Annotated in this window: 22 protein-coding genes and 1 tRNA gene; 13 read left to right on the top strand and 10 right to left on the bottom strand. The window is 60.2% G+C overall.

Annotated elements, in window-relative coordinates; translation table 11 throughout:
- Positions 1–107: 107 nt before the first annotated feature.
- Positions 108–512: a DNA-directed RNA polymerase subunit omega gene (gene rpoZ / locus KQ933_RS04210; protein WP_183730782.1), complete on the bottom strand. Its 405-nt coding sequence runs from the start codon at positions 510–512 to the stop codon at positions 108–110.
- A gap of 297 nt (positions 513–809) precedes the next feature.
- Here rpoZ and KQ933_RS04205 point away from each other — a divergent pair, with 297 nt between their 5' ends.
- Entirely contained in the window at positions 810–1,391 is a 582-nt protein-coding gene (locus KQ933_RS04205) for an NYN domain-containing protein (RefSeq protein ID WP_216757530.1), read from the top strand.
- Between the two features lie 38 nt (positions 1,392–1,429).
- On the opposite strand, the gene smpB is transcribed toward KQ933_RS04205, so the two are convergent.
- Complete coding sequence (gene smpB / locus KQ933_RS04200; RefSeq protein WP_183730785.1) at positions 1,430–1,909, bottom strand: SsrA-binding protein SmpB; 480 nt, start codon at positions 1,907–1,909, stop codon at positions 1,430–1,432.
- Positions 1,910–2,009: 100 nt separating this feature from the next.
- Complete coding sequence (gene dapA, locus KQ933_RS04195; protein WP_216757529.1) at positions 2,010–2,894, bottom strand: 4-hydroxy-tetrahydrodipicolinate synthase; 885 nt, start codon at positions 2,892–2,894, stop codon at positions 2,010–2,012.
- Between the two features lie 216 nt (positions 2,895–3,110).
- Here dapA and KQ933_RS04190 point away from each other — a divergent pair, with 216 nt between their 5' ends.
- Together KQ933_RS04190 and KQ933_RS04185 are read left to right on the top strand one after the other, a co-directional pair.
- On the top strand, positions 3,111–5,195 hold the full coding sequence (locus KQ933_RS04190; protein ID WP_216757528.1) for a lytic transglycosylase domain-containing protein: 2,085 nt from the start codon (positions 3,111–3,113) through the stop codon (positions 5,193–5,195).
- A gap of 64 nt (positions 5,196–5,259) precedes the next feature.
- Positions 5,260–6,153, top strand: a complete 894-nt coding sequence (locus KQ933_RS04185; protein WP_216757527.1) for an alpha/beta fold hydrolase — start codon at positions 5,260–5,262, stop codon at positions 6,151–6,153.
- Between the two features lie 125 nt (positions 6,154–6,278).
- On the opposite strand, the gene KQ933_RS04180 is transcribed toward KQ933_RS04185, so the two are convergent.
- Positions 6,279–7,331, bottom strand: a complete 1,053-nt coding sequence (locus KQ933_RS04180; protein ID WP_216757526.1) for a porin — start codon at positions 7,329–7,331, stop codon at positions 6,279–6,281.
- 823 nt (positions 7,332–8,154) lie between these two features.
- On the opposite strand from KQ933_RS04180, the gene KQ933_RS33315 reads away from it, so the two are divergent.
- Positions 8,155–8,487 carry a hypothetical protein gene (locus tag KQ933_RS33315; RefSeq protein WP_253958272.1) on the top strand — a complete coding sequence of 111 codons (333 nt, stop codon included), beginning with the start codon at positions 8,155–8,157 and terminating at the stop codon, positions 8,485–8,487.
- Positions 8,488–8,813: 326 nt separating this feature from the next.
- Here the strand turns inward: KQ933_RS33315 and KQ933_RS04175 are convergent.
- The 3 genes from KQ933_RS04175 to KQ933_RS04165 all read right to left on the bottom strand — a co-directional run bounded on the left by KQ933_RS04175 (position 8,814) and on the right by KQ933_RS04165 (position 11,461).
- Positions 8,814–8,903, bottom strand: a tRNA-Ser gene (locus tag KQ933_RS04175).
- Positions 8,904–9,043: 140 nt separating this feature from the next.
- Positions 9,044–10,261, bottom strand: a complete 1,218-nt coding sequence (locus tag KQ933_RS04170) for an NAD(P)/FAD-dependent oxidoreductase (protein WP_216757525.1) — start codon at positions 10,259–10,261, stop codon at positions 9,044–9,046.
- A gap of 84 nt (positions 10,262–10,345) precedes the next feature.
- A complete protein-coding gene (locus tag KQ933_RS04165) occupies positions 10,346–11,461 on the bottom strand; it encodes a Gfo/Idh/MocA family protein (RefSeq protein ID WP_216757524.1) in 1,116 nt (371 codons plus the stop codon).
- Between the two features lie 208 nt (positions 11,462–11,669).
- Here KQ933_RS04165 and KQ933_RS04160 point away from each other — a divergent pair, with 208 nt between their 5' ends.
- From KQ933_RS04160 to iolB, 5 genes are all read left to right on the top strand, one after another.
- Complete coding sequence (locus tag KQ933_RS04160; protein ID WP_216757523.1) at positions 11,670–12,524, top strand: MurR/RpiR family transcriptional regulator; 855 nt, start codon at positions 11,670–11,672, stop codon at positions 12,522–12,524.
- A gap of 104 nt (positions 12,525–12,628) precedes the next feature.
- A complete protein-coding gene (gene iolC / locus KQ933_RS04155; protein WP_216757522.1) occupies positions 12,629–14,560 on the top strand; it encodes a 5-dehydro-2-deoxygluconokinase in 1,932 nt (643 codons plus the stop codon).
- Between the two features lie 25 nt (positions 14,561–14,585).
- Positions 14,586–16,436, top strand: coding sequence for a 3D-(3,5/4)-trihydroxycyclohexane-1,2-dione acylhydrolase (decyclizing) (gene iolD, locus KQ933_RS04150; RefSeq protein ID WP_216757521.1), 1,851 nt, complete (start codon positions 14,586–14,588; stop codon positions 16,434–16,436).
- Between the two features lie 63 nt (positions 16,437–16,499).
- A complete protein-coding gene (iolE, locus tag KQ933_RS04145; RefSeq protein ID WP_216757520.1) occupies positions 16,500–17,417 on the top strand; it encodes a myo-inosose-2 dehydratase in 918 nt (305 codons plus the stop codon).
- 82 nt (positions 17,418–17,499) lie between these two features.
- Positions 17,500–18,297 carry a 5-deoxy-glucuronate isomerase gene (iolB, locus tag KQ933_RS04140; protein WP_216757519.1) on the top strand — a complete coding sequence of 266 codons (798 nt, stop codon included), beginning with the start codon at positions 17,500–17,502 and terminating at the stop codon, positions 18,295–18,297.
- A gap of 107 nt (positions 18,298–18,404) precedes the next feature.
- Here iolB and KQ933_RS04135 read toward each other — a convergent pair whose 3' ends face one another.
- Positions 18,405–19,772: an MATE family efflux transporter gene (locus KQ933_RS04135; RefSeq protein ID WP_216757518.1), complete on the bottom strand. Its 1,368-nt coding sequence runs from the start codon at positions 19,770–19,772 to the stop codon at positions 18,405–18,407.
- Positions 19,773–19,809: 37 nt separating this feature from the next.
- Positions 19,810–20,250: a glyoxalase superfamily protein gene (locus tag KQ933_RS04130; protein ID WP_216757517.1), complete on the bottom strand. Its 441-nt coding sequence runs from the start codon at positions 20,248–20,250 to the stop codon at positions 19,810–19,812.
- A gap of 354 nt (positions 20,251–20,604) precedes the next feature.
- Here KQ933_RS04130 and KQ933_RS04125 point away from each other — a divergent pair, with 354 nt between their 5' ends.
- A complete protein-coding gene (locus KQ933_RS04125; RefSeq protein ID WP_216758827.1) occupies positions 20,605–20,943 on the top strand; it encodes a hypothetical protein in 339 nt (112 codons plus the stop codon).
- Positions 20,944–21,015: 72 nt separating this feature from the next.
- Here KQ933_RS04125 and KQ933_RS04120 read toward each other — a convergent pair whose 3' ends face one another.
- Positions 21,016–21,462, bottom strand: coding sequence for a host attachment protein (locus tag KQ933_RS04120; protein WP_216757516.1), 447 nt, complete (start codon positions 21,460–21,462; stop codon positions 21,016–21,018).
- A 157-nt stretch (positions 21,463–21,619) separates the two neighbouring features.
- Here KQ933_RS04120 and KQ933_RS04115 point away from each other — a divergent pair, with 157 nt between their 5' ends.
- The 3 genes from KQ933_RS04115 to KQ933_RS04105 all read left to right on the top strand — a co-directional run bounded on the left by KQ933_RS04115 (position 21,620) and on the right by KQ933_RS04105 (position 23,791).
- Positions 21,620–22,021, top strand: coding sequence for a DUF2177 family protein (locus tag KQ933_RS04115; RefSeq protein ID WP_216757515.1), 402 nt, complete (start codon positions 21,620–21,622; stop codon positions 22,019–22,021).
- Positions 22,022–22,185: 164 nt separating this feature from the next.
- A complete protein-coding gene (locus KQ933_RS04110) occupies positions 22,186–22,584 on the top strand; it encodes a hypothetical protein (protein WP_007821677.1) in 399 nt (132 codons plus the stop codon).
- A 94-nt stretch (positions 22,585–22,678) separates the two neighbouring features.
- Complete coding sequence (locus KQ933_RS04105; RefSeq protein ID WP_216757514.1) at positions 22,679–23,791, top strand: pyridoxal phosphate-dependent aminotransferase; 1,113 nt, start codon at positions 22,679–22,681, stop codon at positions 23,789–23,791.
- Positions 23,792–23,913: the final 122 nt, after the last annotated feature.

Below are 23,913 nucleotides of genomic sequence, written 5' to 3'. Positions count from 1 at the left end.
CATGGGCAATATTATGCCTAAGCTCTACAGGCGCAAGATTGATGATTGGTAATCGTCGATCTTTTGCCGCGCAGGAAGCCCCGACCAGATAACGGCCAGGGATGCGCTTAGTAATCGTCGCTCTTTTCCGGCGGGACGAGACCTTCGATGCCGGCCAGAAGCTCTTCTTCCGACATCTGGTCGAAGGTGATCGTTTCCGGCAGATCGTCCTGCTCTTCGCTGTCGGCAGAGGCAGCAGCGCCGGCGGCGATCAGGCTTGCCGGATCGGGCTCGGGCTCGTCCACTTCCACGTGCTTCTGCAGCGAGTGGATCAGGTCTTCCTTCAGGTCATCAGGCGACAGAGTCTCATCGGCGATTTCGCGCAGAGCCACAACCGGATTCTTGTCGTTGTCGCGATCGATGGTAATCGATGCACCCTGGGAAATCAGCCGGGCGCGGTGGCTGGCGAGCAGAACCAGTTCGAAGCGGTTCTCTACCTTGTCAATGCAATCTTCTACTGTGACACGGGCCATTGCCTGTCCTTTGCGGTCGTCTTTTCAGGATTAAAACGCCCGATACAATTAAAACCGGGCAAATTCAAGTTTTTCGTTAGGGTCCCCTCGCCTTTATCCGCGTGCGGTCTAAATTTCCATGCACAATATGACATTTCCACCGGGGGTTGCTTGGAATATCCCGAATCGTGCCCTAAATCTTTCATATATGAATAATTCATAAAGTAAGAAACAGCTCGACGCCACATCCACAAGCCGCTGTTTTTATTGGGCTAAGTGGCTTATGGATTTGGATTACTCTCTTTGGATTGGTAAGCGATGTTTGACCCACGCGAAAAAATTGCACTATTCATTGACGGCGCCAACCTCTACGCTGCATCCAAGAGTCTCGGCTTTGATATCGATTACCGCAAGCTCTTGAAAGCATTTCAGAAACGCGGATACCTGCTGCGCGCGTACTACTATACCGCGCTTATTGAAGACCAGGAATATTCCTCGATCCGTCCACTCATCGATTGGCTGGATTATAACGGCTACAAGGTCGTCACGAAGCCTGCCAAGGAGTTTACCGACTCCATGGGACGCCGCAAGATCAAGGGCAATATGGATATCGAGCTCGCAATCGATGCCATGGAACAGTCCGAAACGGTCGACCATCTTGTCATCTTCTCCGGCGACGGCGATTTCACAAATCTGGTCGAAGCGCTGCAACGCAAGGGGCGCAAGGTTTCGGTCATTTCGACCATGTCGACCCAGCCGCCGATGATCGCCGACGATCTGCGCCGGCAGGCCGATCATTTCATCGATCTCCTGTCGCTGAAGGCCGAGATCGGCCGGGATCCTTCCGAACGTCCTCCCCGTCCTGCCGAAGTGGCACCGGCCAGCGATTTCGAAGAGTGAGCTTCATTCACGGATAGCCTGACGCTGCAGGCAAATGGTCAGCCGTTGTCTTTCAACAGACGGCTCTTCTGCCTGTTCCAATCGCGCTCCTTCTCGGATTCGCGCTTGTCATGGAGCTTCTTGCCCTTCGCGAGCGCAAGCTCCAGCTTGGCGCGGCCTTGATCGTTGAAGTAGACCTTCATCGGGATCAGCGTCATACCTTCGCGATTGATGCCTGCACGCAATCGGTTGATCTCACGCGCCGACAAGAGCAGCTTGCGGCGGCGCCGCGGCTCGTGATTGAAGCGGTTCGCCTGCAGATATTCCGGCAGATAGGAATTGATCAGCCAGATCTCGCCATCCTCATCGGAGGCGTAGGATTCGGCGATATTGGCCTTGCCTTCGCGCAACGATTTGACCTCGGTGCCCATCAGCACCAAGCCCGCCTCATAGGTATCGATGATCTCGTAGTTGAAGCGGGCCTTGCGGTTCTCCGCGACGACTTTCTTCACGATACGCTGGCTGCCTTTGGGGGCCATGACGATAATTCCAATCCAGAGGCGCGAATGCCGCGCCCTCATTTCCTGTCATCTATGTAAGAGAACGGCTCGATTTTGTGAAGACGGGCCGTTTTTGACCTCAGTTGAGCAGGCCCGCGTGACGCATGGCGGCATCGATCGCCGCTTCCGTTGCCGGTTCCAGCGAAGACATCAGCGGCGAGCGGACAGTGCGGCCCATGCGGCCGAGCTTCGACAGGCCGTATTTCGCACCACAGACGCCGGGCTCCATGAAGACCGCCTTGTGCAGCGGCATCAGCCGGTCCTGCAGTTCCAGCGCCTTGGCATAGTTGCCGGCAGCCGTCGCCGCCTGGAACTCCGCACAGAGGCGCGGCGCGATATTGGCCGTCACCGAGATGCAGCCGAGGCCGCCGTGAGCGTTGAAGCCGAGCGCCGTCGCATCTTCACCGGACAACTGCTGGAACTCCTTCCCGCAGGTGATGCGCTGCTCGGAGACACGCTCAAGCTTGCCGGTGGCATCCTTGACGCCGACGATATTCTTGTGCGCCTTGGCAAGCGCACCCATCGTCTCCGGCGTCATGTCGACAACCGAGCGGCCGGGAATGTTATAGATATAAATCGGCAGGGCAACGGCTTCGGCGATCGCCGAATAATGGGCGATCAGACCCTTCTGCGTTGGCCTGTTGTAATAGGGCGTGACGACGAGGACGGCATCGGCACCGACCTTTTCGGCATGCTGGGCAAGCTCGATCGCTTCGCGCGTATTGTTCGAGCCGGCGCCGGCCATGACGGGCACGCGTTTGGCCGCAACTTCGATGCAGAGCTCCACCACCCGTTTGTGCTCGGCATGCGACAGCGTCGGCGACTCACCGGTCGTGCCGACCGGAACGAGGCCGCTGCTGCCCTCCCCGATCTGCCACGTGACGTGAGCGGCGAAGCTGTCTTCGTCGATCAGGCCAGCATCGGTGAAGGGAGTGACGAGAGCGGGGATGGACCCATTGAACATGCAAAGCTCCTCACGGCCGATATCCTTGCTTCAGCCGCATTCCATGAATAAGAGTTGCGCACCATAGAGCGGCAATATGGCCGCGACAAGCGCGCATAGATCGGTTTAGGGCAAAATCCGATAGCAAATGTGAATGAATTTTACCTGGTTTGGTAAGGTTTCGTTAATGTGCCTCCAGCCAAATGGAAGGGCGTATTTTCGTTGCGAGTCATCCGGATGAAGAGAGCCGTTCTGATCCTGTCCGCCTTCGGTCTGGTGGCCGCGGCCTGGGGCAGCGCTGCATCGCAGCTGCCCGGCGAAGGGGCTCCCGTACCCGCCGTCAGGCCGCTGGGCTTCGTGCCGGAAACCGCGTCCTTCCCCGAGGCGATCACGACCGGCGCCATTCCGCGCAATCGGGCGATCGCGCCCGCGCCTGTCAACAGTGACCTGAAGGCAGGTCTCGATGCGCTGTCCAACAAGGATCCGCAGCAGGCGCTCGCCATCCGCAATACCATGGCGGCGGGAACGCTCGACCGCCATATCCTGACCTGGGCAATCGCCACCTCCGGCCTGAAGGGTGTTCCCTCCTACGAGATCGCCAGTGCTTCGGACGAGCTGAAGGGCTGGCCGGGTCTCGAGCGGCTGCGCGGCAATTCCGAACGCGCGCTTTATGACGAAAACCCCGCTCCTGCCGCGGTGCTGAACGCCTTCGGCGATACGGCGCCCGAGACGGCGCAGGGCGCCATGATCCTGTCGCGGGCGCTTGTGGCGACCGGCAAGCCTGCGCAAGCGGCGAAATATATCGGCAAGATCTGGCGCGGACAGGCGCTCGACAAGGCAACCGAAGACAAGATCCTGGCCGAATTTGCCGGCTTGCTGACTCCGGCCGACCACAAGACGCGGATGGATTATCTCATGTATCGCGGACGTGTGGCGCAGGCCAAGCGCTTCGGCGACATGGGCCAGGCGCAGTCGCTCTACAAGGCATGGGCTGCCGTCGACAACAATGCCGGCAACGCCGGCGCATTGCTGAATGCGGTCGATGCCAAGTGGCGCAGCGATGCGGGCTTTCTCTTCGCCCGCATCGAATATCTGCGCAAGCAGGACAAGTATCTCGACGCCGCCAAGCTGCTGCAGCAAATACCCCGCGACCGGACCGAGCTGATGAATTCGGGCGAATGGTGGAACGAGCAGCGGATCGTCAGCCGTGGTCTCGTCGATCAGGGACAGTTCAAGGCGGCCTACCAGATCGTCGCCGCCTCCGTCGCGACGGTGCCGACGGATGTCGTCGAAGCGCAATTCCATGCCGGCTGGTATGCGCTGCGCGGTCTGCAGGACCCGACGACGGCCGAGACGCATTTCCGCAAGATCCTGCAGGTTTCCAACGGCCCGCTCTCCGTTTCGCGCGCCTGGTACTGGCTTGGGCGCTCAGCCGAAGCCGGTGGACCGGGCAAGGCCAGCGAATTTTTCGCCAAGGCCGCGAATTTTCCGGGCACTTTCTACGGCCAGCTTGCCGCCGAGAGGCTTGGACGAAAGACGCTTAACGTCACTTATCCGTCACCGACGGCTGGCGACCGGCAGAATCTCCAGCAACGTGAGGCCGTGCAAGCGATCGGACGGTTGGAGGCCGCAGGTCATGGCTGGCGTGCGGCAGCCCTCTATCTGGCACTTGCCGACCAGCTCCAGAGTCCCGGCGAGCTCGCAATCCTGACGGCGAAGGCCGAACAGGCAGGCGACCATCATCTCTCGCTGCAGATCGGTAAGATCGCCTATGGGCGCGGCATCGATGTTGCGGCGCTGGCCTTCCCGGTTGGCGTCATTCCGGCGAACGCCAATATATCCGGTTCGGGCAAGGCGCTCGCCTATGCGATCGCCCGCCAGGAAAGCGCCTTCAATCCGGCTGCTGTCTCCGCCGCCAATGCCCGCGGCCTGCTGCAACTCCTGCCGGGCACAGCGCAGGCCGTCGCCAAGCGGCACAACATCACCTATTCCAAGGACAAGCTGACGGCTGATGCCGGCTACAACGCGACGCTCGGCGCGCATTATCTCGGTGAGCAGATCGACGCCTTCGGCGGTTCCTACATCCTGACCTTCATCGCCTATAATGCCGGACCGAAGCGCGTGCCGGAATGGATCACCCGCTATGGCGATCCGCGCGGAAAACCGGTCGACGAGATTGTCGACTGGATCGAGCGCATCCCCTTCCCCGAAACACGCAATTATGTGCAGCGGGTGATGGAAAACTACGAAGTCTACAAGGCTCGCCTCGGCCAGACCCCGGATATCGAGCGCGACCTCATCGGGGGCCGTAGCGCCACCTGAAGCCGATTGGCAGTCCTGCCGAAAGCACGCTACATCTCGTTTTGGCAGACGGGATGGAGATGTGATGGGTGACGCAATCACGAATGGGTTTACGGAAAAGTTCTATGGATCGACCGGTGGGCTAAGGCTTCACGCCCGCATCTACCCCCCGACCGTTGAAGATACCAAGCGATTGCCGGTCGTCTGCCTGCCAGGCCTTACGCGCAATGCCCGCGATTTCCACGAGCTTGCATTGGTCCTGTCGCGGGACCGAGCTTTCCCACGGCGCGTCATTGCATTGGACTATCGCGGACGTGGCTTGTCTGACCGGGATGAGAACAAGGCGAATTACAATCTTGCTGTCGAATGCGGCGATGTGATTGCTGCCTGCACTGCATTCGGCATCGACCGCGCCATCTTCATCGGGACCTCGCGCGGCGGGCTAATCCTGCATCTGCTGGCGGCAACGAAGCCGGATCTTCTCGGAGGCGTCATCTTCAACGATATCGGCCCGGTCATCGAGCAGGCCGGACTGATGGCGATCCGGGACTATCTCAATCGTGACTGCAAAACTCTAAGCTGGAGTGAGGCGGTCGATATCCTCAAGGAGAATCACGGCGCCGCTTTTCCCGCTCTCAGTCTCGCCGACTGGCAGGACATGGCGCACGCCATCTATCGGGAACAGAATGGCGTACCTGTCGCCGACTACGACCCGGCCATTGCCGAGCAGCTGAAAACAATCGATTTCGGCAATCCCTTGCCCGACCTCTGGCCGCAATTCGAAAACCTGGACGCCATACCGCTGCTGCTCATCAGGGGAGAGAATTCCAACCTGCTATCGCGGCGGACGGTGGATGAAATGGCGAAGCGCCATCCTGACATGCTGCAGATCACCGCAGGTGGCCAAGGTCATGCACCGCTTCTGCACCTTGGAGATATTCCGGAAAGGATTAGGATGTTTGTCGCCAAATTCGGCTGATCCGGCTCGTCGCTCCCCACGGCTCATCTATTTCCAGGCCGCCCCATAGATCGGCCTTCCGGCATGAAATGCAAAAAGCCCGGCTCGAAAGCCGGGCTTCCCTGAATGACCGAAGTCAGATCAGATTAGAATGCACGCTGCAGGCGGAAGTAGCCCGAGGTAACGTCGTCAGCATCTTCCGGATCGAGGTACTGAACCGAAACCTTGGCAGAGAAGTTGTCGACGATCTGGTAATCGATCGTTCCGCCAGCCTTCCAGGCATTGTTGTCCGAGAAATCCGCGTCGGTCGCGGCGTTAACTACGCCATAGTTGCCGTAGTACTGAACGCCGGGGGTGATCTTCAGCTTGTCGGTCGCCTTGATCGCGTATTCGGCAGCAACTGCCCACTCAGACTTGTTGTAGTAGGCGTTCGGATTCGTGGAGTAGACAGCTGCGAGGCCGAGCGTGCCCGGGCCAACAGCAACCGTACCCATAGCGCGAACAGCGCCTTCTTCGTTGTCGGTGTCGTAACCAGCCGTGATCTGGTAGGTGAAGGCGCCAGCCTTACCGCCGAGGCCGATTGCTACGCCGAAGTTGTTAGGCTGCTCGCCGTTGTAGAACGGGCCGTCTTCCAGTTCGTCAACGCTGATGCCAGCGTAGAAGTCACCGGTTTCGTACTGATAACGGATGGAGTTATGCAGCGTGACCGGGGAGCCGATGTCATCCGTTTCGCCGGAGAGACCATCGTCCCACCAGGAGTAGAAGAGACCAGCGCGGAAGCCCGCGATGTCGAGGTAAGCAGAGTCAAGCTGCGTCTTCTGGTTGGTCGCGTTGTCAGCGTTCGCCTGGATAACGATAACGCCGGTGAGCGGGCCGTATTCGGTGTCGCTCTTAGCCGTAAACTGAACCTGACCACGCGTACGAGCGTCCCAGTCCGAGTCGTTGGCAGTAGAACCGCCGCCGCTGGCGCTGATCGAGCTAGCGTTCGGAGCAACGTCGACCTGGAAGCGGATGTAACCGTTGATCTTCAGGCAAGTTTCCGTGCCCGGGATGTAGAAGTAACCGGTGCCGTAGGCGTCGCAGACGCGAACGTATTCAACCGGTTCCGGCTCGGCTGCAACGATAGCGTCAGCAGCCTGAGCGCCGGAAACTACTGCCATAGCGGCAGCAGAGCCAAGAAGAAGGCTCTTGATGTTCATAATGACCTCCAATTCAAGTTTCGATCGAAGATAGGATCACGCCTGGACAGCGTTTCCCTGCCCCATCTCCGGTGTTTGAAGAAGTCGGGCGGTCAGGCCCTTGCTTCCGAAAGTGAAAATACAAGACGAAAGCTGTCACGCAATCACCAACTTGTGTTCGAGAGGGGTTTACGAAGGCCTTACCGAAACGCTGTTGCTGAAAGGCCACAAGTTGGGCAACGGCACCGCCATTTGTTTAAGCTTTGTTAAGAAAGCGCTTATTTTCCCAGTGTTTATGGGGAATTCATAAAACACAGAGGCATCCAGTCGTGCCAAATTGGCACCATTTTCTCGCCAGATTCGGCTTTTGCCAGTAACCGGCTAATGACTGACGCCAGGCTCGCCGATGCGAAAACCGAAACCGATTTCAGCTTTGGCCGGCGAGAGACGATTGATTCCCCTATGCGATTCGCCCGGCGCCGATCGCGATTCTGGAACGTGACATGCGACAGGGAGAATTCCGAACAGGAAAATTGACGGCGGATACGGGACGCTGCGCGCGAAAAGACCGCGACATTATCAATGAAGGAAAATGGCGGAGACCGATGTCTGCCAACCGGATCACCACCACTCCAGCATTGTGGCCGGCTCGCCGGCGATTCTAATGCGTGTCGCGATCTCCAAGATTTGCTTGCCACGCTTTAAGTCTTTGCTTCACGCATGTCGCTATCGCAAAATCTCTGACCACTTTCGCGCGACATGCTTCAGGCCGCTCGATAGACGCAGGCGTTCATTGCAGGTTCATGCCTGGTAGCGCAATCTGAAAACCTGAGAGGATACGTCGATGAGGAAGCTGTTATCAGCACTCGCAGCCGTTGTCCTGGCTGCATCTTTCGCCCCGCCGCTAAACGCGGCTCCGATTTTCGTGCCGAGAGCCGAACAAGTGCAGATCGGCAGTGTCGAGTTGGTCAGACACCGGAGCCATCGTCATTGGCGTGCGGACCGCCACTGGAACCACCGGTACGCTTACCGTTCCTGCCGGTATTATGGCAGGTGCTACAATAGATATCCTCGGCATTACGGCTATCGATATCCCGGGTATTACGGCTATCGGGGTTACGGTTATCGGGATTATTACCATCGGCGGCCAGGAGTGACTTTATATTTTCGCTTCTAGCCTGCGACACTCGCCCGGCCTGTCGCAGGGTGTAGCATCTGCCGGTTCCTTGAAGACCGATGGGGGTCGGCCAATGCTCCCCCGGCATCAGCGCTGGTGCTCTCGGGCAGAACATCTTCACCAAAACCACCACGGACGCCTGCTGGCTCACCACCCGACGGGCATTTTTACGTCCAAGGACCGATCACGATTCGAGAGAAGTGGAAAACTTGCAGCCTAAACGCAGCCCAGCCCGACTGAGGCAAGCGAAAATCGTCTTCCGGCAAATGTTATGGCTGCATTGATACACGCGGCCATCTATCTGATTCACTGATAAAAAAGATAGATGGCGGAGAAGATGGGATTCGAACCCACGATACCCTCTCGGGTATACTCCCTTAGCAGGGGAGCGCCTTCGACCACTCGGCCACCTCTCCGGTGGGAGCCCTGATATGGGTATTCTCCCGTGCGATCAAGCTCTTTTTGAAGTTTTCACACGTCCTTTAGATAGGCCACCGATAGAATGATGACAGTTCAAACGCAAAGCGCTTCAGAGGCGCTTGTGCGGGTTGCCCGGTCAGGACAGCAATTGTTTAAGATCGGCCGAGGGATCGGCGAGAATGGAGCGATCGGGATTGATGCCTGATTCCAGCATCTTCTTGCCCGTCACATAGGCCTTTGCGTCATTGATGGCGTCGACGGCAACCAACCTGCCTTCGCGGAAATACCAGACGGAGCTTGCGCCTTCGCGGGCGCCCGGGCGCAGAAGCGTGTCGTCATAGCCCATATTGAAGCCGGCGATCTGCAGCTTCACATCATATTGGTCGGACCAGAACCAGGGCTTCGGGTCATAGGGTTCGTTGCCGCCGGCGATAACGGCGGCTGCGGCATCTGCCTGATCGACGGCGTTCTGGACGGATTCGAGCCGGATGCGGCCGCCCTGCCACGGCAGGCTCGCGCAATCGCCCGCCGCGAAGATCGACGGATCGGATGTGCGGGCGAACTCATCGACGATGATTCCATTGCCGACGTCGAGCCCTGCCTCCTTGGCGAGAGTATCGTTCGGCACCACACCGATACCGACGATGACGAAATCCACGTCGATGGTGCTGCCATCTGAGAGTTCGGCACCGGCTACCCGGCCATCCCTACCGATCAGATGCTTCAGACCGGTCTTTTCCCGAATCGCCACATCATGGCTCTCATGAATCGCACGCATGATGTCGGCCGTCTCCTTGGCGGCGACGCGCTGCAGAATTCGGTCGGCCATTTCGATGACGGTCACTTCGAGGCCGAGATGGCGGGCGACGGCTGCTGCCTCCAGACCGATATAACCGCCACCAATGATGAGCGCGCGACGGCCGGGGCGCATTTCGGCGGCCAGAAGATCGGCATCACGCTTGTCGCGGGCGACGTAGACCCCCTCCAGATCGCCGCCGATCGCTGCAGGCAGGCGGCGAGGCGTCGAGCCCGTCACGATTGCCAGCGTGCCGTAATCGATGATGGAACCATCCTGCAGCAGGACCTGCTTGGTCTCGCGCTTGATCTGCTCGGCCCAGGTCGAGAGGCGAATCTCGACATTATTATCGGGGTACCAATGCTCGGGACGGAACAGCAGGCGATCGAAGGCCATCTCACCGAGCAGATATTTCTTCGACAGCGGCGGGCGCTGATAGGGAAGCACGTCTTCGGCGCCGATCAGCGTGATCGGACGCTCGTCCTTCAGCGCGCGCAACTTGGCTGCCAATGCGAAGCCCGCCTGCCCCGCGCCGATGATGACCAGTCTGTCCGTCACGATGTCACTCCCGAATGTGCGCCTTCACCAGAGCCAAGGCCTAGCCCCTGCCCCAAACGCCGTCAACGGAAGCGAGATGTGGCTTCAGCCGATCTCGATCCAGCGGCGCTCATGGAAGGACTGTGCCATGGCATGAACCGACTTCTCTATCCTGAGACCGTCTTCGAATGTCACGATAGACGCCGGCTCGCCGGAAATCGCCCGGATCAGTTCCCTGCATTCGATGACCTTTAGGTCGTTGAAGCCGAGACCATGGCCAGGGGCCGGAATGAAGCGATCATAGGGCTGATGGACGGGCGCCGCCAGTATCTTGCGGAAGCCCTGTTCGGAGCCTCGCCCTTCGGCCTGATAGAGCTCGAATTCGTTCATGCGCTCCTGATCATAGAGGATCGAACTCTTCGAGCCATAGATCTGCAGGGCGATTCGGCCCTTGCGGCCCCAGACGGCTCGGTTTGCCATCAGCACAGCGGAGATGCCGCCGTCAAGGCGCATCAGCACATTGGCCGCATCATGATTCTCCACCGCGCGGCGGCCGCCTTCTTTCAGTGGGCGATCGGCATAGGGCTTCACCATATCCGTGGTGACAGTCTCGACATGGCCGAAGAGATACCAGAGCAGCGACAGGGGATGGACGGCGAAATCGTCGAGCGCGCCGTAGCCGGCCGACAGCTCGCTCTTCCAGTAGAAGAAGACGTCAGGGTCGGCCATGAAATCCTCGTCCATTTCGACGCGGATATGATTGACGGAGCCGATCGCGCCTTCGCCGATTAGCTTCTTTATATGCCGCATGATCGGGTTCTGGATATAATTGTAGCCGAGCACGGCGACCTTGCCGGACTGCCTCGCAACGGCAAGCATGCGCTCGGCATCCGCATAGGCAGGCGCCATCGGCTTTTCACACCAGACATGCTTGCCGGCCTCAAGTGCCGCAATCGCCATTTCGGCGTGGAACTGGTTGGGCGTGGTGACGGAGACGACATCCACTTCAGGATCGGCGATCAGCGTCCGCCAGTCGGCCGTCGCCTTCTCGAAGCCGAACTCGGCGGCGCGGGCGCCTGCGAGCTCCGCATTGGCCTCGGCAAGATGCACCAAGCGCGGCCGCTCGACATCGCCGAACACCGTTTTCACCGCATTCCATGCCAGTGCGTGGCACTTGCCCATATAACCGGTGCCGATCAAACCGATGCCGAGTGGCCTCATGTCGGGGTCTCCTCCTCAAGTCCGCATGGATTTTTGGAATATTTGGATCATTTTGACAAGCAGGCAGCGATGCATCATTTCGTCTCGCCGCCTCCGAAACTGTTCAAAGCCCTTGATTTTCAGGAGATTAAAAACAATTAGGCGCCTTCGCAGAAATCGTTTATGCTTCAGAATATGGAATGTTTGTTTCATCTCCTGAGCCGTCAGCATGGATAGTGATCCCCAGAGAGCGCGCGTGCCGCGCGATTTCGAAAGCCTGCGCAGCACCATTATCGAGCGCAAGGCCAACATGCCGAAACGGCTGGCGCAGGTGGCCGCCTTTGCACTCGGCAATCCCGACGAGATCGCCTTTGGCACGACGGCGAGCATTGCCGCCGCTTCGGAGGTGCAGCCCTCGACGCTGGTGCGTCTTGCCCACCACTTGGGCTATGAAGGCTTCTCCGACCTGCAGAGCATCTTTCGCGAGCGGCTGCGCGACCGGACACTGAGCTATGAGGAACGCCTCGTCACGCTGGAACAGTCCGGTGGCGACGACGAGGATGCAACGCTGCTTTCCGGTTTCATATCGGCCGCCAGCCAGTCCGTGAACCGGCTTGCGGCAACGGTGCAGACCGACACGTTCGCCAAGGCGGTCGATATTCTGGCGGCTGCCGAGACCATCTATCTCATCGCCAAGCGGCGCTCCTATCCGCTGACGGCGCATATGACCTACGCCTTTTCCAAGTTGCATATCCGCCATCAGATCGTCGCCTCGCCGAATGGCGTGGATCCCGAGATGGTGCAGTTCGCCACGCCGCGCGATGCGGCGATCGCAGCGAGTTTCTCGCCCTATGCCGCCGACAGTCTCAGCCAGAGCCAGGAGCTTGCCGATCGTGGCGTGCCGGTCATCGCGATCACTGATTCGGCCTTTTCGCCGCTGGCTGCCTGCGCGACACACTGGTTCGAGGTAGCGGAGGCTGATTTCGGCGGTTTCCGTTCGCTCTCGGCATCGATGGCGCTCGCCATGGCGCTGCCGGTTGCCATTGCCGAGCGGCGGCGCAAGCTGCAACATTCCAAACCCTGAAGATGGAATAAACATTCCGAATTGACAAATAGACGGAACCGATGTTTCATTATTCAAAATTCGCGGGCGCCCCAGACCGTGTAAGAATCTAGCGGGAGGACATCATGATACAATCGAATCCGGGCTCGCCGGAGCCGTCTCTCGACGTGATCACGATCGGCCGATCCTCCGTCGATCTCTACGGCCAGCAGATCGGCTCGCGGCTCGAAGATATCGGCTCGTTTGCCAAGTCCGTCGGCGGCTGCCCGGCCAATATCGCGATCGGTACAGCGCGGCTCGGGCTGAAATCCGCACTGATCACGCGTGTCGGCGCCGAACAGATGGGCCGCTTCATCATCGAGCAGTCGGCGCGCGAAGGCGTCGAGACCAAGGGCATCAAGACGGACAAGGAGCGGCTGACGGCGCTGGTGCTGCTCGCGGTGGAGGCCGAAGGTGTCTCGCCGATGATCTTCTACCGGTCCGATTGCGCCGACATGGCGCTCGACGAAGGCGATATCGACGAGGATTTCATCAAGTCGTCGCGCGCCGTGCTCGTCTCGGGCACGCATTTCTCCCGCCCGAACACGGAAGCCGCGCAGCGCAAGGCGATTCGCATTGCCAAGACGAATGGCCGCAAAGTGATCTTCGACATCGACTACCGGCCGAACCTCTGGGGGCTTGCCGGCCATGCCGAAGGCTTCGAGCGTTATGTGAAGTCCGATCGCGTCTCCTCGAAGATGAAGGAGACGCTGCCGGATTGCGACCTGATCGTCGGCACGGAAGAGGAAATCCTGATTGCGTCGGGTGCGGACGATGTTCTGGCCGCACTGAAGGAAATCCGCCGCATCTCGCCTGCGACCATCGTGCTGAAGCGCGGTGCCATGGGCTGCATCGTCTATGACGGCCCGATCAGCGACAATCTCGAAGACGGCATTGTCGGCCAGGGCTTTCCGATCGAGGTGTTCAACGTGCTTGGCGCGGGCGATGCCTTCATGTCCGGCCTGCTGCGCGGCTGGCTGAAGGATGAACCGCTGAAGACCTGCGCCACTTGGGCGAATGCCTGCGGCGCCTTTGCGGTTTCCCGCCTGCTCTGCTCGCCGGAATATCCAACCTGGGCGGAACTTGACTTCTTCCTGAAGAACGGCAGCAAACACCGCGCGCTGCGCAAGGACGAGGCGATCAACCACATCCACTGGGCCTCGACCCGCAAGGGCGACATCCCGCTTCTGATGGCGCTCGCCATCGACCATCGTTCGCAGCTGACTGCTGTCTGCGACGAGCTCGGCGTCGACTACAAGCGGATCGTCGCCTTCAAGCGGCTGGCGGTGGAAGCCGCTGCCCGCGTTGCCGATGGCCGGCCGGGCTATGGCATGCTGATCGATGAGCGCTTCGGGCGCGATGCCTTCTTCGATGCGGCCAAGAAGAATTTCACCTGGATCGGCCGGCCGGTCGAGCTTCCGGGCTCCAAGCCGCTGCGCTTCGAGTTCAGCCAAGATATCGGCTCGCAGCTGGTGGAATGGCCGCTCGAGCATTGCATCAAGTGCCTGTGCTTCTACCATCCCGACGATCCGGCCGCGCTGAAGAGCGAGCAGCAGGAGAAGCTGCGCACGCTCTTCGAAGCGGCCCGCAAGGTCGGCCGCGAACTGCTGGTGGAAATCATCTCGAGCAAGAACGGGCCGCTGACAGACGATACGGTGTCGACCGCGCTGGAGGAACTCTATGCCCTCGGCATCAAGCCGGACTGGTGGAAGCTGGAGCCGCAGGCCTCAACCGGCGCCTGGAAGAAAATCGATGCGGTGATTGCCAAAAATGATCCATGGTGCCGCGGTATCGTTCTGCTGGGGCTGGAGGCTCCCGCCGATGAACTGGTGAAGGGGTTCGAGGCGACGCTGGCTGCCCCGTCGGTCAAGGGTTTTGCGGTCGGCCGGACGATCTTTGCCGATGCGGCGCGCGGCTGGCTTTCGGGCAGGTTGAACGATGAGGAAGCGATTGCCGATATGGCAGGCCGCTTCAAACAATTGACAGAGGCCTGGCTGAAAACGCGCGGTCTCAATTAAGTAGAGTGAATTTGGGAGGCGCCCGATGGGCAAGACGGTAAGATTGACGATGGCGCAGGCCGTCGCGCATTTCCTCAAAAAACAGATGACCATCGTCGACGGCAAGACAGTGCCGATCTTCGGCGGTGTCTGGGCGATCTTTGGCCACGGCAATGTCGCCGGCATGGGCGAAGCGCTCTATCAGGTGCGCCAAGAGCTGCCGACCTATCGCGCGCATAACGAACAGGGCATGGCCCATGCCGCCATCGCCTATGCCAAGGCGAGCTTCCGCCAGCGTTTCATGGCCTGCACCACCTCCATCGGCCCCGGCGCGCTGAACATGGTGACGGCCGCAGGTGTGGCGCATGTCAACCGCATTCCGGTGCTCTTCCTGCCCGGCGATATCTTCGCCAATCGTGCGCCCGATCCGGTGCTGCAGCAGATCGAGGATTTCGGCGACGGTACGGCATCGGCCAATGATGCCTTCCGTCCGGTCTCGCGCTATTTCGACCGCATCACCCGACCGGAACAGATCATTACGGCGCTGAAGCGGGCCATGCAGGTGCTGACCGATCCGCTCGATTGCGGCCCGGTGACGCTGTCGCTCTGCCAGGATGTTCAGGCGGAAGCCTTCGATTACCCAGAGAGCCTGTTTGCGGAAAAGGTCTGGACCGTGCGCCGCCCGCAGCCGGATGCCGACGAGCTTGCCAATGCTATCGCGCTGATCAAGGCGTCGCAGAAGCCTGTCATCGTTGCTGGCGGCGGCGTCCTCTATTCGCAGGCGACCAAGGAGCTTGCGGCCTTCGCGGAAGCGCACGGCATCCCCGTCGTCGTCACCCAGGCCGGTAAATCGGCGATCGACGAGCGTCATGCGCTGGCGCTGGGCTCGGTCGGCGTGACCGGCACGTCTGCTGCCAATGCGATTGCCGAGGAAACCGACCTGGTGATTGCCGTCGGCACGCGCTGCCAGGATTTCACGACGGGCTCCTGGGCACTCTTCAAGAATGAAGGCTTCAAGCTGCTCAGCCTCAACATCGCGGCTTATGACGCGCTGAAGCATGACAGCCATCCGCTCGTCGCCGATGCGCGCGAGGGGCTGAAGGCGCTCTCATCCGGTCTCTCCGGCTGGAAGGCGCCGGCGGCACTTGCCGAAAAGGCAACGAAGGAAAAGAAGGTCTGGATGGAGGCTGCCGCCAAGGCGATGGGCACCACCAATGCCGCCCTGCCCTCCGACGCGCAGGTCATCGGCGCCGTTGTCCGCTCGATCGGTGGCGAGAAAACCACGCTTCTGTGCGCGGCCGGCGGCCTGCCGGGCGAATTGCACAAGCTGTGGCCGGCAACCGTCCCCGGCAGCTACCACATGGAGTATGGCTTCTCCTGCATGGGCTATGAGATCGCCGGCGGCCTTGGCGCCAAGATGGCGCATCCGGAAAAGGACGTGGTCGTCATGGTCGGCGACGGCTCCTACATGATGATGAATTCCGAGCTTGCGACCTCTGTCATGCTGGGTCTCAAACTCAACATCGTGTTGCTCGACAACCGCGGCTACGGCTGCATCAACCGCCTGCAGATGGCAACCGGCGGCGCCAACTTCAACAATCTCTTGAAGGACGCCTATCACGAAGTGATGCCCGAGATCGATTTCCGGGCGCATGCTGAAGCCATGGGTGCGATTGCGGTCAAGGTATCTTCGATTGCCGAACTCGAACAGGCGATTGCCGATTCGAAGAAGAACAACCGCACCTCGGTCTTCGTCATCGACACAGATCCGTTGATCACCACGGATGCCGGCGGCCACTGGTGGGATGTCGCGGTACCGGAAGTCAGCCCGCGCGGCGAAGTCAACAAGGCGCATGAGGCCTATGTCAAGGCACGCGCCGCCCAGCGCGTCGGCTGATCGGATTGCTAATTTATGGAGGAGCGGCACCGCTCCTCCGCACTCGATTTAAGGAGACCATTGATGAAGGCCAAACTCGGCATGTCGCCCATCGCCTGGTGGAACGACGACCTTCCCGAACTCAGCGACGATGTATCCCTCGAAGAATGCCTGCGACAGTCGCGCACAGCCGGCTTCACCGGCATGGAACAGGGCCGCCGCTTCCCAAGCAATCCGCAGGAAATGCTGCCCATCCTGCGCGCCGCCGACGTGACGCTCTGCGGCGGCTGGTTTTCGGGTACGTTGGTCAATGAGGAGCTTGCGGCCAACAAGGACCGCATCGCGCCGATGATCGAGCTCTTCAAGGCAGTCAACGCGCCCTGCATCGTCTATGGCGAAGTCGGCCGCTCCATCCAGGGCGACCGCTCCAAGCCGCTCGCGACCAAGCCGCGGCTTGGCGATGACGAGATGAAGGCCTATGCGCGCCGCGTCACCGAATTCGGCGAATGGTGCGCCGACCAGGGCATGCCGCTCTCCTATCATCATCACATGGCGGCAGTCGTCGAAACCGAACCGGAACTCGACGCCTTCATGAAGAATTCCGGCGCCGGCATTCCGCTGCTGCTCGATGCCGGGCACCTGGCCTTTGCCGGCGGCGATGTGCTGCGCGCCATCGACCATCACCACGCCCGCATCAACCATGTGCATGTGAAGGACATCCGTAAGGCCGTTGTCGACGGTCTCGACCGCAGCAAGCAGTCCTTCCTTGATGCGGTGGCGCTTGGCGCCTTTACCGTGCCGGGCGACGGCTCGCTCGATTTCGGCGCGATCGTCAAGCGGTTTGCCGATTATGGTTATGAGGGCTGGTTCGTTGTCGAAGCCGAGCAGGACCCGCGCAAGGCACCGCCGCAGAAGATGGCCGAGATCGGTCATGCGGAATTGATGCGGGTGATGACGGCGGCTGGTTATACGGTGGAGACCGAGGGTTTTCCGAAGGGGTAACCAAGCGAGAAGGCCCTTCCTAAAGGGAGGGTAAACGAGACAGCTGGAGCTCGGAGCCCACCAATTCAGGAGGAAAACACCAATGCCAAACCTCAAGGTAAAACCATCAGGCACGCATGGCCGCGTCACCCATGTGACGCCGGAAAGCGCCGGCTGGACCTATGTCGGATTCGACATGTACCGGCTGAAGCCGGGCGAAACGGTATCGGGCGAGACCGGCGAGCGCGAGATCTGCCTCGTCTGGGTGAGCGGCAAGGGCAAGGCTTCGGCCGGCACGAAGGATTTCGGCATGCTCGGCGAGCGCATGAGCCCCTTCGACGGCGCGCCGCATGCTCTCTATATTCCGATGGAATCGACGTGGTCTGTCACGGCCGAGACCGATCTGGAACTTGCCGTCTGCTCGGCGCCAGGCGGCGGCACCTATGAAGCGAAGGCCATTCCGCCCGGCACGCACCCGCCGTTGACACGCGGCAAGGGTACGAATGTGCGCCATGTCAACAATATCATGCCTGAGGACGACAGCTCGGCGCATTCGCTGCTCGTCGTCGAGGTCATTACGCCCGGCGGGCACACCTCGTCCTATCCTCCGCACAAGCATGATCAGGACAATCTTCCACATGAAAGCATGCTGGAAGAGACCTACTACCACCGGCTCAACCCGCCGCAGGGCTTCGGCTTCCAGCGCGTCTATACCGACGATCGCTCGCTCGACGAAGCGATCGTCGTGGAAGACGGCGATGTGACGCTGGTGCCGAGGGGATATCACCCCTGCGCGGCGACGCATGGCTATGATCTCTATTATCTCAATGTCATGGCCGGGCCGAAGCGTGTGTGGAAGTTCTACAATGCGCCGGAACACGAGTGGCTGCTGAAGACCTGAACCGGTCGCAGATCGCTCGGGGATGCGGAGGCTGCTACGGCATCCACACCCGCAGCCAGCAAGGATTGAAAAGCAAGGCCGCGCTGGACAGGCGCGGCCTTGTTGGCTTACGCGGGCAACAATCCATAGCGCCAGCCGAGCCGCTTGGCATTCCTCGCAAGGACGGCAAAGGCCAACAGGAACATGCAGGCCTCGGCAAAGACCGGCACCATCCAGATGCCCATTTCGCCAAAGGCATGCGGCAGCAGGAAGGTCAGCGGCAGCGTGAAGAGATAGGCCCGCGACAGGCCGAAAATCGCAGCACGCCTGGCATCGCCGATCGCCTGGAAATAACCCGACAGCACAATTATCTGGCCGAACAGGAAATAAGCGCCGACCGTCCAGGGCAGGATGCCCGAGACCTCGGCGATGACGACGGGGTCGGCGACGAAGATATGGCCGAGGCGGGTGGCCAGCAGCTCCACCGTGATCTCGACAGCGGTGCAGTAGACGAGTGCGGCGGCCAGGGCGATCTGCAGGCTGCGGCCGACGCGTTCGGCAAGACCTGCCCCATAGTTATTGCCGCAGATCGTCTGGAAGGCGATGTTGAGGCCAAGCAGCGGCAGGTAGGCGACGGTCATGACGCGGGTGATGATGCCATAGGCGCCGACGGTCGCGACATAATCCCCCTCGCCCCAGATCGACAGGTTGAAGATGACGGCTGCCGAGCAGAGCGAGATGCCGATGAAGCCGAGGCTCATCGGCGCGCCAAGTGCGAGGATCGGCCGCCAGTCGGCAAGCGGGAAGCGTGTCGCCGGACGCAGGGCACGCTCGTTGCGCCAGCGATGGATCAGCAAGGCGGCCAGGCAGATTGCCTGTGCGAGCACGGAGCCGAGTGCCGAACCCGCAACACCCCATCCAAGGATCGCCATGAAAAACCAGTTCGCGGCAATGTTCAGCCCTGTCGCGGCCAGCATCACCATGGTCATGAAGCCGATCCGGCCTTCGCTGCGCAGGGCGTCGATGTTGAGCGACAGGAAGAAGGCAATGGGTGCTGTGCCGACCATGATCCCCATGAAGATCCGGGCATTTCCGGCAACGGCGAGGTCTCCTGCCGCGGCATTGTCGACGATCCGCCAGCCGACCGTCCAATAGATGACGTTGACGACAAGCACGACGACGATTGCCAGCACATGGGCGGCGGCGAAGGTGCGTCGCGCGGCATCGCGATTGCCGCCGCCAAGCTCGCGGGCAAGGATGCTTGCCATGCCATTCGAGACGAGCGATTGCAGGGCGACGAGCATCATCAGGCCGGGAAAAATGAGCGTTACGGCGGAGAGTGCCCCGGCGCCGACATAGTCGCCGAGGAAATAGGCGTCCACCACGGCAAAGAGGCCATTGATGGTGGTGATGAGGATGATCGGCAGCGCCGTGCGGGCAAAGACTGATGGCAGCGGACCGGCCAGGAAGGTATTGGTTTGCGAACTCGAGGTCATCGACGGAATCCGGATGTTACGGGCAACGACAGGGCTGTCAGATATCGAGGACGAGATGCGGCAGACCGTTGGAGGTCTTGCGCGGCGATATGCCGTTCTCGTCGATCTGGGCGTGGATGCGCTGGCGGAAGGCCGAGAAGCTCTCGAAGGTCACCACATCGACAGGCTCGTCGAAATGTATGGTGATCCTGTAGAACTCGCTGCCTGCTACAGCCGAAAGCGCCAGAACCTTGCCGGTGAAGGGCTGGTTCAGGTAGCGAGCGCGAATATGCGCGCCGACGAAGATCGGCGAGGCGGGCTTATCGTTGGGTTTGGCGGCAAGGGCGGAGAGCGTATTCCAGTCGCGCGCGCCATGCTGGCGGGCGATCAGTTCCAGAGCGGCGGCGTGGGTAATCTCGCTGCCGCGCTCAGTCATAGCCTGGCGCAGGCGCTTTGCCTGGGCCTTGAGTTCGTCGACCGCAGGGTAGGTCATAGTCATAGGTTCAGCCTTTCAAAGGCATGCCATTCGACCGTCAGGGGGGCTCGCATTGCCGTCAGTCAGCATGCACAGGGGCTGTGACCATGATTGCGAGGGCTTCACCATGGATTTTCATCCGCGAGCGGCCGGTGCCTCGAACCGGCTTCTCTATGCGCGACGACAGGCCGCAAGTCAATGGCGGCACCGAAATGGCGGAAAATTGGGCAGATTCTGGACAGAATTGCCCGCAATAAATGCGTTTTGCCAACAGATTTCGCATAGATTCTCAATTTTAAAGATATTGTTCAGCAGATGTGAGCAATCCTGCGTTAAAGTCCGATCGTACAACAAGCGGAGGCTGATATGGCCTTTCAGATGCACCTCGACACAGAACATCCCAAGCCCGAACAGGCCTACAGGGAATTCAATCTCGACCGGCCCGGCAACATCATCTTCGTCGGCCACCACTTAAGCACCGGCACGCAGGTCCGCTGCCTGATCCGCACGATCACGCTCGCCGGCGCGCTGCTGGAAGTCAGCCCCAGCCTGGAAATGCCGCAGCATTTCTTCCTGGAAATCCTTGGCATCCATGACGAGATCGGCTCGACCGTGGTCAAGCGCGAAGGCGAGTTCGTGACCATCAGCTTCAACATGCTGCTGAACCCCGAATTCCTGCACCACGTGCTGCGGCTGAGCTTCGAAACCAGCCTCTGATTTTCGCCCTTTTCCGGATAAGAAAATGCGGGCCTTGCGACCCGCGTTTCAAATCGCGATGGCGTGTGGCGATCAGGCCGCGAGATGCCGCTCGATCTGGTCGACGGGAAGGTTGGTGTAATCCTTCGCCACTTCCGCCGAGATCGCCGCCTGGGCATCGGGGCTGAGATTGGGCCGCAGCGTGCCGAGCGCACGTGGAGGCGCCACCAGAACGATGCGGCTCGCCTCTTTCTCATGCACGAGTTCATCGAGCTTTACGGCGACTTCCTTCAGGAAATCGGCTTCGGCCTGGTCCTGCCAATTGGTCTCTTCCATGGCGCTGCCGCTGAGCCCGTCCGGGGCGTAGGCGCGGCCCGGCTTGTCGGTGCCGAGTTCGCGCGTCGGCTGGTTGGGCTGCGTGAGAGTTTCACGGACCTGGAGGTTCATCAGCTCGGCGTCGCCGGCATTCTGCAGGATCAGGGCTTTTGCCCCATCGCACACGACGACCCAGGATTCCCAGGGAACTTTGACATCTGTCATTTCAGTTTCCTCGCTTTCTTGATTGGAAGCAGCACACCGCGAAGAGAAAACGTCCGGCAATTGAAAGAGTTCGGGAAAAATCTGCGCAAAGAGAATCAACGGCGATCCGGAGGTCAGGCCACGGCGTAGAAGGGGGCAAAGCGGGAGATCCAAGACGATGAAGACAGCGCTTGTCGCCTATGCCGGTTGCCTTCTTACCCTTGCCGTACTCGACGCAATATGGCTCGGCATCGTAGCCCGTAGCTTCTATCGCGATCAGCTCGGCGAACTGATGCTGCCGTCACCGAACCTTGGCATCGCAGCCCTTTTTTACCTGCTCTTCACGGCTGCGATTGTCGTACTTGCGGTTTTGCCGGCTCTCTCCAGCGGCTCCATCGGCACAGCGCTTCTCTATGGTGCCATTTTGGGACTGGCGGCTTACGGCACCTACGACATCACGAATTTGTCGACACTGAAGAGCTGGCCGCTCGCCATGAGCCTGGTGGATATGGCCTGGGGCACTTTCCTTACGGCACTGAGTGCCGTTGGAGGCTATTGCGCGGCAAGATTGCTTGCCTGAGCGATAAAGGTTTATTCCCGAGAGTGCACAATAGCTGTGCCGCTAACGCACAAATTTCAAACTCGTTAAAATTGTAGTTTTATATTTGACGAATGTGAAAAACATTCGTGTGAGCCTCTTCGTCGAACAGCCCGAAATTTGAACTGCCTGACGGAGAATGCGATATGGAAATGCTCCGCGCAACGCACCTCGCCACGGTGAAGTCGGCTGTCTACGACATTCGCTGGGAGGAGTTCAACGTCAAACGACCGGCTCGTATCGTCGCCGTTCGTCCCTGTCTGACCGGAATTTCGATGCGCAGCGCCGAAATTCTCGACATTTCCCAAGGTGGCGCGACCTTCGTCGTGTCGACCACGGCAGGCCTGCCCAAACATTATTATCTCAACATCCTGGGGCTCGCCTACCGCATCGGCTGCGCCGAGGTCTACCGCCATCATGAGCGTATCGGCGTTCGCTTCATCAACCTGATCGAGCCGGATGTTCTACGCAAGGTAGTGCGCGCCGACTTCATGATCGGCAATACGGAAGCGATCGACGCGCGCCGCAACGGCAGCCGCGTCTGAGCCGTCGCGAACGAGAAATAATCTTGCTTGCCTTGGAAAAGCGAGGGCCTATTGTTGCGCGGCTTTTTCAATAATTCCGGGAAATTGCCGTCGCATGTCTGCCTTCTCGCGCTTTACGCCGCTTGCCAGCGCCCTGCCCTCCACCGTCCCCTTCGTCGGCCCCGAGGCCATCGAGCGCCAGCGCGGTCTGAAGGTCGAAGCGCGCATCGGCGCCAATGAAAACGGCTTCGGCCCGGCTCCCTCGGTCATTGCCGCCATGCGGGAACAGGCCGGCGATATCTGGAAATACAACGATCCGGAAAACTACGCGCTTCGCGAAGCACTCGCCGCCCATCTTGGCGTGACGCCGGCCAATATCGCCATCGGCGGCGGCATCGACGAGTTGCTCGGCCAGATCGTGCGGCTGGTGATCGAGCCTGGCGGCACCGTCGTCACCTCGCTCGGCGCCTACCCGACCTTCAATTTCCATGTGAACGGTTTCGGCGGCCGGCTGGTCACCGTTCCCTATGCCGGCGATCGCGAGGATCTCGACGCGCTGCTCGATGCGGTCAAGCGCGAGAACGCGCCGCTCGTCTATTTCGCCAATCCCGACAATCCGATGGGAAGCTGGTGGGATGCCCAAGAGATCGTCGCCTTTGCACAGGCGCTACCGGAAACCTGTCTGATGATCCTCGATGAAGCCTATAGCGAAACCGGCCCGGCCTCCGCGCTGCCGTCGATTCAATCGCTCATCGACCTGCCGAATATCGTGCGCACCCGCACCTTCTCCAAGGCCTATGGGCTTGCCGGCGCCCGCGTCGGCTATGCCATTTCCACACCGGGCACGGCGCAGGCCTTCGACAAGATCCGCAACCATTTCGGCATGAACCGGCTGGCGACGGTCGCGGCACTCGCAGCCCTCAAGGATCAGGCCTATCTGTCCGAAGTGATCGGGAAAATCCATGCCGCGCGCGACAGGATCGCTGATATTGCCAGGGCGAACGGCCTGCAGCCGCTGGTATCAGCCACCAATTTCGTGGCAATCGATGCCGGGCGCGACGGCGCTCACGCGCGGGCCATCGTCGACGGGCTGATGGAACACGGCGTCTTCATCCGCATGCCGGGCATGGCACCGCTCAACCGCTGCATCCGTGTGAGTGTTGGGCCGGAGGCCGATATGGCGCGGCTCGAAGCAGCCTTGCCGTTGGTCCTGAAGAAATTGAGCTGAAACAGGTAAACCGCGGCCGGCAGAGGACAAGCCAGTCGCGGTTTCCTTCTCCTGGCATCGACCCCGTCCAAGGCGCCCCGCCAGTTCCCCCTCTTTTGAGGTTGTTATTTTGCTCTTGTCGA

The organism is Rhizobium sp. WYJ-E13, assembly GCF_018987265.1.
Taxonomy (GTDB): Bacteria; Pseudomonadota; Alphaproteobacteria; order Rhizobiales; family Rhizobiaceae; genus Rhizobium.
The sequence above is the reverse complement of the archived record's forward strand: the minus strand, read 5'-3'. Positions and strand labels throughout refer to the sequence as shown.

Bases quoted from the DNA above. Each gene is read 5' to 3' on its own strand.
- KQ933_RS04115 (WP_216757515.1), top strand. From the start codon at position 21,620: ATGAAGACAGCGCTTGTCGCCTATGCCGGTTGCCTTCTTACCCTTGCC.
- iolE (WP_216757520.1), top strand. From the start codon at position 16,500: ATGAAGGCCAAACTCGGCATGTCGCCCATCGCCTGGTGGAACGACGAC.
- iolB (WP_216757519.1), top strand. From the start codon at position 17,500: ATGCCAAACCTCAAGGTAAAACCATCAGGCACGCATGGCCGCGTCACC.
- KQ933_RS04110 (WP_007821677.1), top strand. From the start codon at position 22,186: ATGGAAATGCTCCGCGCAACGCACCTCGCCACGGTGAAGTCGGCTGTC.
- dapA (WP_216757529.1), bottom strand. From the start codon at position 2,894: ATGTTCAATGGGTCCATCCCCGCTCTCGTCACTCCCTTCACCGATGCT.
- KQ933_RS04190 (WP_216757528.1), top strand. From the start codon at position 3,111: ATGAAGAGAGCCGTTCTGATCCTGTCCGCCTTCGGTCTGGTGGCCGCG.
- rpoZ (WP_183730782.1), bottom strand. From the start codon at position 512: ATGGCCCGTGTCACAGTAGAAGATTGCATTGACAAGGTAGAGAACCGC.
- iolC (WP_216757522.1), top strand. From the start codon at position 12,629: ATGATACAATCGAATCCGGGCTCGCCGGAGCCGTCTCTCGACGTGATC.
- iolD (WP_216757521.1), top strand. From the start codon at position 14,586: ATGGGCAAGACGGTAAGATTGACGATGGCGCAGGCCGTCGCGCATTTC.
- KQ933_RS04165 (WP_216757524.1), bottom strand. From the start codon at position 11,461: ATGAGGCCACTCGGCATCGGTTTGATCGGCACCGGTTATATGGGCAAG.
- smpB (WP_183730785.1), bottom strand. From the start codon at position 1,909: ATGGCCCCCAAAGGCAGCCAGCGTATCGTGAAGAAAGTCGTCGCGGAG.
- KQ933_RS04105 (WP_216757514.1), top strand. From the start codon at position 22,679: ATGTCTGCCTTCTCGCGCTTTACGCCGCTTGCCAGCGCCCTGCCCTCC.
- KQ933_RS04120 (WP_216757516.1), bottom strand. From the start codon at position 21,462: ATGACAGATGTCAAAGTTCCCTGGGAATCCTGGGTCGTCGTGTGCGAT.
- KQ933_RS04130 (WP_216757517.1), bottom strand. From the start codon at position 20,250: ATGACTATGACCTACCCTGCGGTCGACGAACTCAAGGCCCAGGCAAAG.
- KQ933_RS04135 (WP_216757518.1), bottom strand. From the start codon at position 19,772: ATGACCTCGAGTTCGCAAACCAATACCTTCCTGGCCGGTCCGCTGCCA.
- KQ933_RS33315 (WP_253958272.1), top strand. From the start codon at position 8,155: ATGAGGAAGCTGTTATCAGCACTCGCAGCCGTTGTCCTGGCTGCATCT.
- KQ933_RS04180 (WP_216757526.1), bottom strand. From the start codon at position 7,331: ATGAACATCAAGAGCCTTCTTCTTGGCTCTGCTGCCGCTATGGCAGTA.
- KQ933_RS04160 (WP_216757523.1), top strand. From the start codon at position 11,670: ATGGATAGTGATCCCCAGAGAGCGCGCGTGCCGCGCGATTTCGAAAGC.
- KQ933_RS04125 (WP_216758827.1), top strand. From the start codon at position 20,605: ATGCACCTCGACACAGAACATCCCAAGCCCGAACAGGCCTACAGGGAA.
- KQ933_RS04185 (WP_216757527.1), top strand. From the start codon at position 5,260: ATGGGTGACGCAATCACGAATGGGTTTACGGAAAAGTTCTATGGATCG.
- KQ933_RS04205 (WP_216757530.1), top strand. From the start codon at position 810: ATGTTTGACCCACGCGAAAAAATTGCACTATTCATTGACGGCGCCAAC.